Source organism: Neobacillus ginsengisoli (assembly GCF_030813055.1).
Window position 1 is genome coordinate 54,916 of the sequence record NZ_JAUSTW010000013.1, and the last position, 13,292, is coordinate 68,207.

Here is a 13,292-nt window from a genome sequence, read left to right on the forward strand (position 1 = left end):
AAGGATTTGAAGGGTCTTTTTGTGTTTATGGTTAACAAAATATATAAAACTTTTAAAAATGACGGCACGGAGATTTTATATTAATTCGTCAATTTTCTTCCTATGATACTCCAATTTATTTCTTAATTTAGCTTTGATTTTATTATCGAGACAACTATCATGTAACACTTGATAATAGTTCTTTCTTAGATAATGCCAACTGTATAGAATCTTAGATATTAACGACATATAACCGCCTCCTATCCTGGATCTCCCTACATAGTTCGAACATGAAAGCGTAATCACGAGCGTCGTTATCTGAAAATTCCGTTTTAAAATTCATTAAAACATGCTGATTCCACAAGTGCATAATAAAAAAAAATTAATGAGGAAATTTATTAAAAGATATCAATTAAGGTAATAGTAAATGATGATAAAGCAACGATATGATCAGATAATAAGGTGTTTTAACTGTGGAAACTATCCCTAATGAAAAAGGAAGTTAATATATGGAGAAGGCAAAGATAAATGCATACCAGCTGTTTGTCTTAGTGGTTTTGTATGAAATGGGTAGTGCTCTACTTTTTGGTCTAGGATCAAAAGCGAAACAGGACGCTTGGATTGCGATTTTGCTTGGTTTAGGAGGCGGTCTAGTACTCTTTCTTGTATACTACCGACTGTTTAAATTTTATCCTGATATCCCCATTACCAGTTATGTTCAAAAAATAACTGGTAAATGGATTGGGCGCCTAATTGGTTTGTTATATACTGTTTATTTTTTATTTCAAGCATTTAGGATCTTACGTGATTTCGGAGAACTATTAGTAACGACAAGCTATAACAATACACCATTAGTTGTTATCAACGCATTGATGCTGTTAACAATTATTTATGCCATTCATAAGGGTTTTGAAGTTATTGCAAGGGTTTCAGAGCTATTTTTTGCTGTTGTTTATTTTTTGGCATTAATGGGTTTCTTTTTAATTCTCTTTTCTGGCTTAATTCATTTAGATAACCTTCAACCGATGCTTGAAAATGGATGGAAACCGATATTTAAAACGGTCTTTGGTCAAACAGTAAATTTTCCGTTTGGAGAGATGGTTGTTTTTACAATGTTTTTACCCTATATAAATGATCATAAAAAAGTGAAAATATCCTGTATTGGCGGGATGATAATAAGCGGGATTAATATCGCTATTACAGCTGTTGTTAATATTGCTGTTCTAGGAATAGATACGTTCACTCGTGCTAATTTCCCTCTCTTAAGCACAATTAGTAAAATACACTTAGCAGAATTTATAGAAAGACTGGATATATTCTTTATGCTTTATTTAGTGATAGGAGGATTCTTTAAAATAGCAATTTTTTATTATGCTGGAGTAATGGGGATTGCTGATATTTTCAAATTTAAAAATCAACGAAAGCTCGTTTTTCCTATTGGGTTTATTATCTTACTTTTTTCCATAACAGTTTCTTCTAATTTCGCAGAACAAATGAAAGAAGGTGAAATAGTTATTGAATATTATTTACATTATCCCTTTCAAGTGATCATACCGGTTATTCTACTAATCATTGCTTACTTTCGAAACATGAATCATCAGGAACCCATACAGATGTAAGGTCTCCAGCAAGAAGTTGCCATTCCATAAGACTCTATTGGACTTTTCGCTTTTTTATATTATTTGTAGCTAGCAAAGTGTCATTTTTCGACCTATTTCATGTAATATACTTCCTAAACAAACGATTGATTAAAAATCCTTCCAGCCCTTTATTCTAAAGGGTTTTGCCGTCTAAAACGCTAAAAAGAATGTCAATTAATGCTTTATTTTATATAGATAATTTTAAATGTTACTTTTCATTTAAGTAAAATGACATTTCTCAACCAATTTAGACCTTTTTCCCTTTCAATCAAACGTTTGATTAGTTTTACTTAATTGCCCGCTATAAAGGGATTCTTACTGCTTAACTGGTTAAAAATATGTCAGATCATTCTTCGACAAAAGTAGGGTTATGACTGATATAAAAGTCTACCGACTTAGATTATGGGGATCAAAGGGAATATGACTATCTCCTTTCATACATAATAAAGGCATATAAAAGAAAGACCGGCTTCACTCTGAATCCGGCCTTTCCTCTAGTAATTAAGCAAGTTTATAATCTGTTATATTACGATCTACGATTCTAGCACCTTGTGCGGAAACTAAATTGCCGCCTGCTGTATTAATAATTCCTGAAGCAATAATATCTGCCATCGATTGCTTGACCACCGCTTCATTCACTGGTTCTTTTGGATTATCAACGGTCAATCGAGCTGTCTTCCCGAACTCGGTAACAAATTGTAATTCCAATGTTTTAGCCATCCCTTTCACCTCCTATCGTAATCGAATCTCCAACCATTAGGCTAGAATCTCGGTGTTATCCGCTCTTTCAACGCTGCTCAGCTGATCATTGCACAAAACAGATAATGCTTGTGCCACTTGATAGAGCTGATTTGCTGTTGCTTCTTTCTTGATGTTGCTCAATGTCTTTGCCTTTAAAATGGGAGCTCCTTTCTCATCCATTCCTACTTCAAATACCAATCGCAGCTTTGTTTCTGCTAACAATGCCTGTGCCATTGTCTACCACCTCCTTTCACCTTTTATATATAAAAAAAGGAAGGAAAAGGACATGGTAGATAACAATTTTTTATTAGAAATGAACAGGAAAAAATTAATATGTGACTATTCATTCATTTAAGCTATACCCCAGATTATCAAATGGAAAAAACGATAAAATTTTTATGTAATACTAATGTCTTTTTGTAATTAAAAAAGCAGTCTCTAAATTTCTAAACAGATTCTTGTAAGAGGAATTCGTTTTAAAAGAAGGAGGACTTTCAATGGAAAGGCAATACTATATTAGGTTGATCCATTCATGGGTTAACTCGGCGCTTCAGTTGACTACTTATTAACAAGTAATACAAAGTATATTATAAAAAACGCTTGGGAATAAGTGACCCCAAGCGTTTAATTGATATGAATATGGCTATTTAAGCTATCTCCAAAGTAATGGAACTACTTAAATGTAAATCAACTATTATTTATTAGCATTGATCTTTTGTTGTAATTGCTGGTTAGAACGTTCTAATTTTTGTTCCAATTTTTCTAATGCAGAATTAATAGCTGCTCGGTCTTTCTTTTGAATGGCTGCTTTTAATTCTTGATAGATACCACCTTTTTCTCGCTCTTTCCCTTTATCCTTATCTTGATCTTTACCTTTTTCTTTTCCGAATAGCGCTTCTATTTGACTTTGTGCTTGTTGTTTTGTTAATTTTCCATCTTTAACTTGTTGTTTGATAGCATCAATTTCTTGTTTATGAGCTTGGTGAACTGCTTTTTCTTGTTCCTCTTTCTTTTGGAAACCTGGTGTTTGTCTTAACTGCTTCATTAAGCTTACACGAGTTGTAAGATCTTTTGTAAGTTGAACTTTTAATTGAGGAGAAGCATATTGATTAACAATATTGAAAAGTTCTTTTTGCTTTTCCCCTTTTCCCCATTTTTGATGAGTTCCTTTTTGATCCTCTTTTTTTATTGATGCGGATGTGTTGGAAGAATCGGTTTTTTGATTAGCCATCGCATTTCCTACTGTTGGTACTAATATAGATGCTGCTAAAATTGGGACGATTAAACTGGATTTAACTTTCATCTTGAAAACCTCTCCTTATTAAAATCAATTTCCTTACACCTATCAATGTATCCATGTATTTCGAAAAAAATATGAACAAAATAATAAAATTCAACAAAATCTTTATTAAAATTTTTATTACCATCTAAATCCTCTTATACCTACATGAAAACATCAAACATATCCAGAAAAAGTATTGTCATTTTTCTAATCATGAGGAAACTTATTTTCATGGTAGCCCCTAACCTTCGCCTCCATGTGTAAAGCATGGAGAAATTTTTTGATGTCGATTCGGGTGGTTGTGGTGTGTTTTTTCCCTCCAAGTTCAAGCATTTTCATTCTCACTTGGGTATAGTCGAACAATTTGGATGAGTAGTATTCAAATGTTAGGTTGGCATAATCGGTTAATCCCTGTGAAGCAAGATGCTCGAGCACCTGTTGGAGAATGCGGCGGATCCGTTGTTCCACTGCTTTACCTTCTTTTCTTATTTCCTCCGGAGTGATGGATGAACCGAGCCGTTTTTTGGCTGCCAGCTCATACAGCTCCTTCAAAGGCGGGAGCTCCCGATTTCCCTCTATGTCCAATTGATGTAAAATTTCTAGAAGATTCAACAAATCCTTTTCACCGTTTTTGCCAACAATCCCAAGTTCAAGCAGGATGCTTTTGGCAGAGGACAGAAACAAAGCTTGTTTACTTGGGAGAGTGTTCTCAAACAGCCGTTTTTTTGTATTGTGCGTAGTTAAAAAGCTTAATGACTTTTGAATGTTATGAAGTGATTTTTCCAGTAACAGATAGTCACTTACTTTCTTAATGACACTTACCACCTCAAGCTGGTTAATCGGCTTTGTGATATAATGGTCGACACCTAGGGAATACGCTTCGCTAATCATATCCTTCGTTTCGACTTGAGAGATCATAATAATTTTCCCCCGAAAGGAGGGAGCAATTTCTCTGACTGTCTCAATCCCGTCCATTATCGGCATGAGCAGGTCAATCATTAGGATATCAACTTCCTGTACAGCAAGGGTATGGGCATCCACTTCAGACCCGTCGGCTGCCTCCCCGACCACCAAACCCAATCCCTCTTCTTCAATAATATTGGAGAGTATCCCTCTGATAGTGGCAGTATCATCGACAATAAAAAAATTCACGGTAATCACCCCTTTTTCATTAATTTTAAAACCGGAAGCTGAATTTCAAAGGTTGTTCCTTTTTCTTTTGAAGATTCAATCAGGTGAATATTGCCGTCGAGATTTTCGATGACATTTTTTGTGTAGGATAAACCGATTCCATTTGAAGCAATTCCGGCTTGATCAAATTTCGTCGTAAAGCCTGGTTCAAAAATATACACTTTGTTTTTTTCAGAAATCCCGTTTCCATTATCCTTTATAGTTATTTTGACTAGGTCTTGAACCCTTTTAACCGTTACCACAATCTGCCCCTCCTGATGGATGGCTTCCACAGCATTAGCGATAAGATTATTGATTAGAGAGAGGAGGATAAAAGTACGGTACTCCGGATGTTCACCGGAAATTCTTACCTGGAAATCAATTGTTTTCCCAAGCAGCTCACTATAATTTTTATTCGAGATGGTTGCAACAGAAATGATTTCCCGAATGTTCATAAAATCATCTAATTTTTCTTTGGCCATTAATTTGGACAAACCGGCATATATACGTTGATTATCTTTTTTAATCTCGTGTAATTCCCCGGCGATTTTCAGTATCGCTTGCGCTTGATTTGGATTGTTTAGAGCTTTTAAATCACGATAAATTGCGTAGCAGGTGCTGGTTAAATTCTCCGCATCTTTCGCTGATTTTTCCAATTGAAACATTTCTACATATAAATTTGAGACTAATAGTAAAATCTCTTCGGTCCGCTTCCGTTGTTGCTCTTCAGCTAATCTTGTTTCCCACACTAAGATGGTATTGAAAAAACCGAGCACAAAGAAACTGCGGATAATCGCTACCCCTACAATAATCAAGAAGCTTGAGGTGGTCATTTTCATATCAATTGTAAAATGCCGAATGGTCATTTCCGTAAAATTGCCCATGATTTCAAGCACCATGCCAAGCAAACCAATGAGAAGCGGCTGGTGATACAATTTTTTTACCTTTAAAATATGGAAAAACATGCCGAACACCATGTAATAAAAAAACACGGGAAAATGGTTAGGGAAATCGAATGAGCCAACTTGAACCTTGTCCAGAATAATCCGAAAACAAACCACTGCACTTCCCGTTAAAAAGCCGGCTAAAACGGGATGGATTTTTCGTGACCATAACAAAATGAAGAAGAATACAGTTGTACTCATGCTGAATCTTAAATCAGCACCGCTTAAAGGGTAAAACTTTAATTCTCCAGTAATGGGCACAGCAATAATCATAAATAAATACGCTAATAATTTATCGCGAATACAATCACTCCCATTCTATCGTAAAAAAAATTTTAATAATTGTAAAAATATTTTTAATCCATTTTGTAGTTTTTTGTAGTTTATCGTAGTACTACTGGTATGATGTAAATGTTGAAAACGTTTACAAAATATATTCTACTATAATATTATCAAAAAACTTATCGATGGGAGAGAAGCGAGTGAAAAAAATTAGTTTAGCATGGCAAATTTTTATAGGTTTAATTCTTGGGATTATTGTAGGGGCCATTTTTTACGGAAATCCGCATGTGGCAGATTATTTGCAGCCAATTGGAAATATTTTTATCCGTTTAATTAAAATGATTGTTGTTCCAATCGTTGTTTCAAGTTTAATTGTTGGAGTGGCGGGTGTAGGTGATGTCAAGTCATTGGGGAAGCTTGGGGGAAAAACCCTCCTTTATTTTGAAATTATTACGACGATTGCCATCGTTGTGGGGTTATTAGCAGCGAACGTGTTTCAGCCAGGAGCAGGTGTCGATCGTTCACATCTAACAAAAACGGACATTAGCACCTATGAAACCACAGCAAAAACCACACAAACCCATTCGATGATTGACACAGTTGTGAACATTGTTCCTACGAATATCATTCAATCACTGGGAAATGGGGATATGCTGGCTATCATTTTCTTTTCTGTTATGTTTGGGCTTGGAATAGCGGCGATCGGAGAGAAAGGATTACCAATCCTAAATTTCTTCAGAGGAACAGCAGATGCCATGTTCCATGTCACGAACCAGATTATGAAGGTTGCCCCTATCGGCGTGTTTGCTTTAATTGGCATTACTGTATCCAAATTTGGGTTAACTTCATTAATTCCACTTGGGAAACTTGTTCTTGTGGTATACGGTTCCATGATATTTTTTATACTCGCTGTCCTTGGATTGGTGGCGAAAATTGCCGGGTTTAACATTATCAAATTAATAAAGTATTTAAAAGACGAATTATTATTAGGCTATTCAACGGCAAGCTCCGAAACGGTACTTCCGAAGATCATGGAAAAGATGGAGAAAATCGGCTGTCCGAAGGCGATTACTTCCTTTGTTATTCCAACTGGATATTCCTTTAACCTTGATGGGTCTACTCTTTATCAAGCCATTGCCGCACTGTTTATTGCTCAAATGTATGGAATCCACTTGAGCATCACGCATCAAATTACATTGGTTTTAGTCCTAATGCTTACATCAAAAGGAATTGCTGGCGTTCCAGGTGTATCGTTTGTCGTTCTTCTTGCCACATTAGGAAGCGTTGGAATACCGGTTGAAGGACTTGCTTTTATTGCCGGGATTGACCGAATTCTAGATATGGCTCGTACAGCAGTTAACATCGTTGGAAATTCCCTTGCAGCCATCGTCATTACAAAATGGGAAGGTCACAAAATCAAAGAACAAGAAATTAAAAAAGCCGCATAAAAAATCTGCCCCAAGGGGCAGGTTTTTTTATGCGGCTAAGATCCTGTTCATTAACAACAAAGTCGGGTACTCACTTTCTTATCTGGCGGCAATTGATCAACGTGCATTACGCCAATTTCGTTTACTAATCCTCTCCTACAATGTACTAAAAAGCCAAAAGATTAATCCGTATCCGGCGGCTGGTAATACAACCTTAAGAAAAGAGGAAAGCCCTGTTGAAACTTCCATTGATCGGGTTCCCAGCTTCAATTTCCTTTATCAAATTTCAAATCAAGGTATTCCTCTACTTCCAATAGCTTCTGTAATTCTTCCTCTATTTCGTATAAAAAAACAGGATATAAATTAGTCTTCATAATAATCCAGCACCCTCTTATCAAATTTAAAAAAATCCTTTATAAGAGTCACAATTTTGCCACCAAAACGCTTAAACCACCATGTCCGTTTTCCCTCCAGATTTATATATAGAGGATAAAAGGGTGGTGCATTTAAATGAATTTAAAATCAGGCCAAATTGAACGTTTTGAAGAATATTCTCAGTTTACGAATCTTAAGGAGTTTAATCATCATATGGAAATGTGGATGGCAGCCCATAACGATTTTACCAAAGGGGAATTAGTCGGCTTAAAGCGGCTGGTTCGTTTTTCAGCAAAAATTCCCGGCGTGTGTAACGCCAAGATTGGAACGGTGCTAAAAGCGATTCATGATGACTATAACGAACACGGCATCTCACGCTCGACCTTTAAGAGGATGACCCAAAAGGCCATCGCATTAGGGATGATAACCGTTTATGAAACCGAAAGAAAAAACGGCTCACAGTCCAGCAATCTTTACGTTTTTCAGCGTTTTCCTGCAAACGAACCACCCAAGGAGGAAAAGTTGAACCGCCCTAATGAAACTAGTATTCTTTCTAAAACAAATAATCAAAAGATAAATAAACGTACAGAAGAACCGTCTGTTCTCGATTACAGCTATGTTAGCGACCGTGTACCACAGCGATTTGTGCAGTTGGTAAAGTGTTTCTTTTCCGAGGCTAAGACCATTGAAGCATACTGGAGGATGACGCAAATTGCAGCCTATCGGAATAATTATGAAAAAGAAACGGGTAAAGTTCTGGACATCGCGATTGCTGGATTTAAACAGCTAATTAGAAAGCTAAAGTCCACCCAAAAGGTGAAGAACCCAATTGCCTATTTCTACGGGGTTTTAGATAAAAAATTTGAAGAGCTCTTTGTTAAGGAGTTATTTGAAATGGAGGATTGATATTTTAACATTTTCTACTAAATTCATAATTCCGACAAAATTCTTCAATTATATTTTTTATTCAAACGTTTGATTAAATTGCTTTGAGCTTTGATTTAATCAGATTTTAAACTCTAAATCTATAAATAAAACGTCGTTTAATGGGAGTAATAAATATCGAACTGTGACAAAAGTTGTAGCAAAAAATACCTATTTGTTGTTTAATATACCCGAAAGGAATACTCTCCCATATTTTCAAGGTAATTTCCACTATTTGAATTTTTTTATATCTGATTTTCAGTTACAATTCTAAAACAGAGTTGCTTATTCTTAATAAGAACGGTAAAAGAATAAACAACTAATACCAACTGTACGATTTACAACTATACTTCTATTTTATTGTCAATGCAGGAAAAATAGATAGCCCAAAAAAGATTACCCTAACCAACTTTTGTAGATTACAGTCCACGTTAGAAATTGGTATTTAAAATTATCTAATGGTCTTAAAAAGGAGAATTTCCTTGAAAAATGAGACCATTTATATTGGAGAAATACTAAAAAGATTAAGGTTTTCTAAGCAACTTAGCCAGCTTTCCGTAGCGGCTTAGATTGGACAACCATAAGTTATATTGAAACAAATGTCCAAGCTCCAAGTTTAAGTTCAACCTTTGCACTTGTAAAAGGTATTGGTATCAAGGCCTCTGAGCTTATAAAAGAAATTGAGGACAATCCGGAATTGATCGTAATAAAGGAAAAAGAGAGTAAGAAGCGATTTACTAAAATGCTTAGTGTGAATCGCTAAATAAAACTATAACATCGTTCAGAAGCATTCCTTCATGTTGTTGAGGAGGTGGTGAATGTGTGAAAAGCACAATAAAATAGCCAAGAGCAATTGGTGTCCTACGAAGACAATGCTCTTGACCGGATAAGTTAGGATTACTAACTTATTGTTAGTATACCCTTTTTCGAAATTCATTCAACTTATATGCAGCTTAAGGAGGCGAAGAAAGTGACTTTAGAAATTAACTATATCATTAATCAGCATTTGATGTGCATGGTTGGCGTTTATGATCGAAACGGAAAGACGTGCACGATCGTTAGAGAAGTGAACAAGACTTTTATAGTCGATAAATCCCCATTAGAAATTCTGGAAATCAGCATTAAATCTATAGGTTTTAATCTAAAGGGTGCCATGGCAACTTCTAAATGGTTCCTTGGTGATATACATATGTGTCCGGTAATGGTGAATCCAATTCTGAAAATCTGTCTATTTCCGATCCAATCAGCCAAACGGGTTGATACCATGTGGTTTAATCCGGATCATATTCATAGAACCAACAGCTTTTATAGAAAAACAAACGTGAAGTTTAAGAACGGCTTCCATATGCTAGTCAATTCTAAATTATCTTCCTTCAACAATAAACTAAAGATTGCAGAACAATACCAAGAAATTACTGTTGAAGCAGGCAAAAACCCTACGGCCTTTCTTCTTGAATCGAAAAATATACAATTAATTCTCAGTCATTTACTGGTGTTTAAGTTAATAGCAGAAGTACTAGAAATAATTTGCTAATTTTGACAAATATACTCCGTTAGAATGACCAACTAATATCAGATAATGATTTTGGATAGTAAACCACCTATGAATTAGCCAATCGATTTAAATAAATATGTTCAAAATAGGAGAGGTGTTTTTAGGTTGATTAATTCGCAATCAGTTGTTGGTGATATTGAATTCTATTATCTTCATGTAAGAAAGGGATTTATCATAACAGTAGGAACAATCAAATATCCTGTGGGCTTTACAAGCTTTGCATACAGAAATCTGCTCCTGAATGATGATCTAGCAGGAATGGCCAGACATGAAAATAAACGAGAGTGTATTAAATTAGCTATTAATCATTTGAAAGAATTAATTGATGAAGAGTTTTCTGTGAAACATTAGAGTTCGTATGAGAGGGGACGTTTTTCGGAAACGTTCCCTTTTTTTTAATAAACTTGAGGAAAAATGATCTCATGTACACAAACCAGATTTTAGGTAGAAGTCCCTTCCCCACTCCAAATGGTTCTCGCCAGCCGAATGATTTTAATTTGGACCCGGTTACTCCAATTTTGTTTTAATGCTACATTTGTGACCATTTTTGCTGCTCGAACGGTTTTCCAAAAAAACAAGCGCAACTTCACGCAAAATCCCCTTCAGAACTTCTCGTAGAATTTCAAGAAATGTGTTCATAATTATCACCTCTTTCCAATATCGGTAAGAAGAGTGACAACCAAACACCCTTACGAGTATTCAACTGCAGCTCTACTTTAACATTTTATACCAATTAAAATACCTATCTATCTTCGACAAAATCGGGGCGTGACTAGACACGGAAATTCTGAAATTCTATAAAAACTAAATAAAAATGTAAAAAACGCCCTTAAAAAACACTTATTAATGCAAAAAAGAAGCTTTTAAGTATATATCCTGATGAAAAGTGATTTTATGTGATTCGATAGATTGAGCGATTCCCGATATGGTAGAGGTACCCGGGAATACATGGCAAAGCGCGCTTTCTGAAAGGATTTACCATTGGAAAGCTTTGAACTGTTAGCTCAACAATATAAACCGATGATCCATAAAATTATCAACTCCCTGCACATCTACAAAAATATAGAAGAATTCTACCAGCACGGTCTCATTGCCCTTTGGGAAGCCAGCAGAGGGTTTGATCCAGCCAAAGGGAACTTTACCAACTATGCCTATACGTATATCAAATGCTTCCTCCAACAGGAATTAAGCAAGGCGAACAAGGACGAAGAAAGAAGTATCTATCCGCAGGAGGAATTTTGGGAAACAGTCGAGGATCTGCTTTCTGAAGTTCCATTAGAAGAAGAAATCCTATTATCCTATTGTTCTACCTTGACAGAGAACCAGAGAAAATGGGTCATGTATTCAGCCTTGTGTAACTTCTCTACCAAAGAGATTGCCGAAATTGAAAAGGTATCGCTATCGGCAGTGAAGAACTGGCGTGCGGGGACAAGGGCGAAAATAAAGGGAATGGTGAAAAATTGAGTTTCGATAGTAAATTTTAATTTAGGTTATTAACAACATTGCAAATCCTAATACATAAGGATTTGCAGTTTTTTTAAAATTCTTATGGAGCTTCATAAATTAATATCAGTGAACCTAGTTTAGTACCACCATCTTATTTGCTGCAGTGAGAGTCTTAGATACTTTATAACAGCCGCCTATGTTGAAGCAGGCAAAACCCTACGTCCTTCCTTCTTGAATCGAAAATTATCCAATTAATTCTCAGTCATTTACCGGTGCTTACGTTTATAACAGGAATACTAGATATAATTTGCTAATTTTGACAAATATAATCCGGTAGAATAACCAACTAATATCTGATAATGATTATGGATCGTAAACCAGCTAAGAATTAGCCAATCAAATTTAAATAAATATTTTCAAAATAGGAGAGGTGTTTTTAGGTTGATTAATTTGTATTTGGCAATTAAAAAATGTTGTTTATGGCAGTAAGTTTTATGAATGTAAAAAAAGCCAAAAAAATGCATGTAGTGTATAAAAACTTGCATATTTTAGGCTTTTTAATTTTATTCCTTATTGTGTTAAAGCGCCCGATTGTTGAAGATCTTAACTACTTTTTCTTATTGAATTAACGCACCCGTTAGCTTGATAAGAATTACATAAGATTTGCTGAATGCAGAGCACGTATCGCATCAACAGCGTGACTACCCCAATGTATTTCAAAACTAAATTTCCATTCCCAGGTTGCCTCTATATGCTCATTTTTCTGGTATAAAAGTATGCCTCTTTTAACCTCTTTATAAATATCTAATATGTCATCAGATAAACTTGCCCCCACTGGTTCCTCTAAGTGGTACGGGTTAAAGACCTCCCAATATTGGTCGTATTGATCGAAATTTATTTGAGGAACAAATAGATCAATGTTGGAGGCATCATCGTTTTCTGGTTCAACTTCAGGAAGATAAAGAGCTTTTGAATACAAATCTAAAAGCGAAATAAGGAGATTTTTTAGTTTGTTTTTTTCCTTATTGGAGTCAAAATTTTCAATTATGCTACAATATTTCAACGCCGAGAGAAAAAATTGGTCTACTTCTTTATTTTTCATTTTATCTCCTCACATTTAAAGTATTTCTTTTTAATTTCTCCCTTTTAAAGCGAAACACCTCTTTAAATTAACTGTTCGTTAGTGGAACAAAAAAAAAGGCTCTACTCCTTATTCAAGTAAAGCACCCTTTCGTATTATAAGGTCAGCCAGATATTTCTGGTTGACCATTTTTTATATGGTTTTATTATAACTGTAGCCGGGGTAGAACGTAAGCACCCGTGGGACTCGATCCCGTCAGCTAAACAGTTCGCCCCCTACTTGTAGAAACATGTTTGAGGCTGGTTGGGACTAAGATCTCGTATAACAAGCGAAGCTATGATACTGCAAGATGGAATTAGGGGTACCGGTGATTTTATTTATTAGAGGAGGAGATTTAAAAATGAATCCAGTCGTTGGTCTGGATATAGCAAAAGGCGAAAGTCAGG

13 protein-coding genes are annotated in these 13,292 nt (G+C 35.4%); 6 read left to right on the plus strand and 7 right to left on the minus strand.

The window, feature by feature from the left end:
- The first annotated feature begins 488 nt into the window (after positions 1 to 488).
- Positions 489 to 1,598, plus strand: coding sequence for a GerAB/ArcD/ProY family transporter (locus J2S10_RS25275; RefSeq protein ID WP_307413651.1), 1,110 nt, complete (start codon positions 489 to 491; stop codon positions 1,596 to 1,598).
- A 522-nt stretch (positions 1,599 to 2,120) separates the two neighbouring features.
- Here J2S10_RS25275 and J2S10_RS25280 read toward each other — a convergent pair.
- From J2S10_RS25280 to J2S10_RS25300, 5 genes are all read right to left on the minus strand, one after another.
- Positions 2,121 to 2,339, minus strand: coding sequence for a DUF2922 domain-containing protein (locus J2S10_RS25280; RefSeq protein ID WP_307413652.1), 219 nt, complete (start codon positions 2,337 to 2,339; stop codon positions 2,121 to 2,123).
- Positions 2,340 to 2,375: 36 nt separating this feature from the next.
- Entirely contained in the window at positions 2,376 to 2,594 is a 219-nt protein-coding gene (locus J2S10_RS25285) for a DUF1659 domain-containing protein (protein WP_307413654.1), read from the minus strand.
- Between the two features lie 460 nt (positions 2,595 to 3,054).
- Entirely contained in the window at positions 3,055 to 3,663 is a 609-nt protein-coding gene (locus J2S10_RS25290) for a hypothetical protein (protein WP_307413655.1), read from the minus strand.
- 186 nt (positions 3,664 to 3,849) lie between these two features.
- Positions 3,850 to 4,794, minus strand: coding sequence for a response regulator (locus J2S10_RS25295; RefSeq protein WP_307413657.1), 945 nt, complete (start codon positions 4,792 to 4,794; stop codon positions 3,850 to 3,852).
- A 5-nt stretch (positions 4,795 to 4,799) separates the two neighbouring features.
- Positions 4,800 to 6,029 carry a sensor histidine kinase gene (locus J2S10_RS25300; RefSeq protein ID WP_307413658.1) on the minus strand — a complete coding sequence of 410 codons (1,230 nt, stop codon included), beginning with the start codon at positions 6,027 to 6,029 and terminating at the stop codon, positions 4,800 to 4,802.
- Positions 6,030 to 6,238: 209 nt separating this feature from the next.
- Here J2S10_RS25300 and J2S10_RS25305 point away from each other — a divergent pair, with 209 nt between their 5' ends.
- The 4 genes from J2S10_RS25305 (at position 6,239) to J2S10_RS25320 (ending at position 10,670) form a co-directional block, all read left to right on the plus strand.
- Positions 6,239 to 7,486, plus strand: coding sequence for a cation:dicarboxylate symporter family transporter (locus J2S10_RS25305; RefSeq protein WP_307413659.1), 1,248 nt, complete (start codon positions 6,239 to 6,241; stop codon positions 7,484 to 7,486).
- A 489-nt stretch (positions 7,487 to 7,975) separates the two neighbouring features.
- Complete coding sequence (locus tag J2S10_RS25310; protein WP_307413661.1) at positions 7,976 to 8,746, plus strand: hypothetical protein; 771 nt, start codon at positions 7,976 to 7,978, stop codon at positions 8,744 to 8,746.
- 988 nt (positions 8,747 to 9,734) lie between these two features.
- Positions 9,735 to 10,298 (plus strand): competence protein ComK, encoded by a 564-nt coding sequence (locus J2S10_RS25315; RefSeq protein WP_307413662.1) that lies wholly within the window; start codon positions 9,735 to 9,737, stop codon positions 10,296 to 10,298.
- Between the two features lie 126 nt (positions 10,299 to 10,424).
- Positions 10,425 to 10,670, plus strand: coding sequence for a hypothetical protein (locus tag J2S10_RS25320; protein WP_307413664.1), 246 nt, complete (start codon positions 10,425 to 10,427; stop codon positions 10,668 to 10,670).
- Between the two features lie 89 nt (positions 10,671 to 10,759).
- Here the strand turns inward: J2S10_RS25320 and J2S10_RS25325 are convergent, their stop codons facing one another.
- Entirely contained in the window at positions 10,760 to 10,909 is a 150-nt protein-coding gene (locus J2S10_RS25325; protein WP_307413666.1) for a hypothetical protein, read from the minus strand.
- Positions 10,910 to 11,300: 391 nt separating this feature from the next.
- On the opposite strand from J2S10_RS25325, the gene J2S10_RS25330 reads away from it, so the two are divergent.
- Positions 11,301 to 11,783, plus strand: a complete 483-nt coding sequence (locus J2S10_RS25330; protein ID WP_307413667.1) for a sigma-70 family RNA polymerase sigma factor — start codon at positions 11,301 to 11,303, stop codon at positions 11,781 to 11,783.
- A gap of 634 nt (positions 11,784 to 12,417) precedes the next feature.
- Here the strand turns inward: J2S10_RS25330 and J2S10_RS25335 are convergent.
- Positions 12,418 to 12,867 (minus strand): DUF5063 domain-containing protein, encoded by a 450-nt coding sequence (locus J2S10_RS25335; RefSeq protein WP_307413668.1) that lies wholly within the window; start codon positions 12,865 to 12,867, stop codon positions 12,418 to 12,420.
- Positions 12,868 to 13,292 lie beyond the last annotated feature (425 nt).

Excerpts from the sequence above, each read along its gene's own strand:
- J2S10_RS25285 (WP_307413654.1), bottom strand. The coding sequence starts at position 2,594 with ATGGCACAGGCATTGTTAGCAGAAACAAAGCTGCGATTGGTATTTGAA.
- J2S10_RS25280 (WP_307413652.1), bottom strand. The coding sequence starts at position 2,339 with ATGGCTAAAACATTGGAATTACAATTTGTTACCGAGTTCGGGAAGACA.
- J2S10_RS25275 (WP_307413651.1), top strand. The coding sequence starts at position 489 with ATGGAGAAGGCAAAGATAAATGCATACCAGCTGTTTGTCTTAGTGGTT.
- J2S10_RS25300 (WP_307413658.1), bottom strand. The coding sequence starts at position 6,029 with ATGATTATTGCTGTGCCCATTACTGGAGAATTAAAGTTTTACCCTTTA.
- J2S10_RS25335 (WP_307413668.1), bottom strand. The coding sequence starts at position 12,867 with ATGAAAAATAAAGAAGTAGACCAATTTTTTCTCTCGGCGTTGAAATAT.
- J2S10_RS25290 (WP_307413655.1), bottom strand. The coding sequence starts at position 3,663 with ATGAAAGTTAAATCCAGTTTAATCGTCCCAATTTTAGCAGCATCTATA.
- J2S10_RS25310 (WP_307413661.1), top strand. The coding sequence starts at position 7,976 with ATGAATTTAAAATCAGGCCAAATTGAACGTTTTGAAGAATATTCTCAG.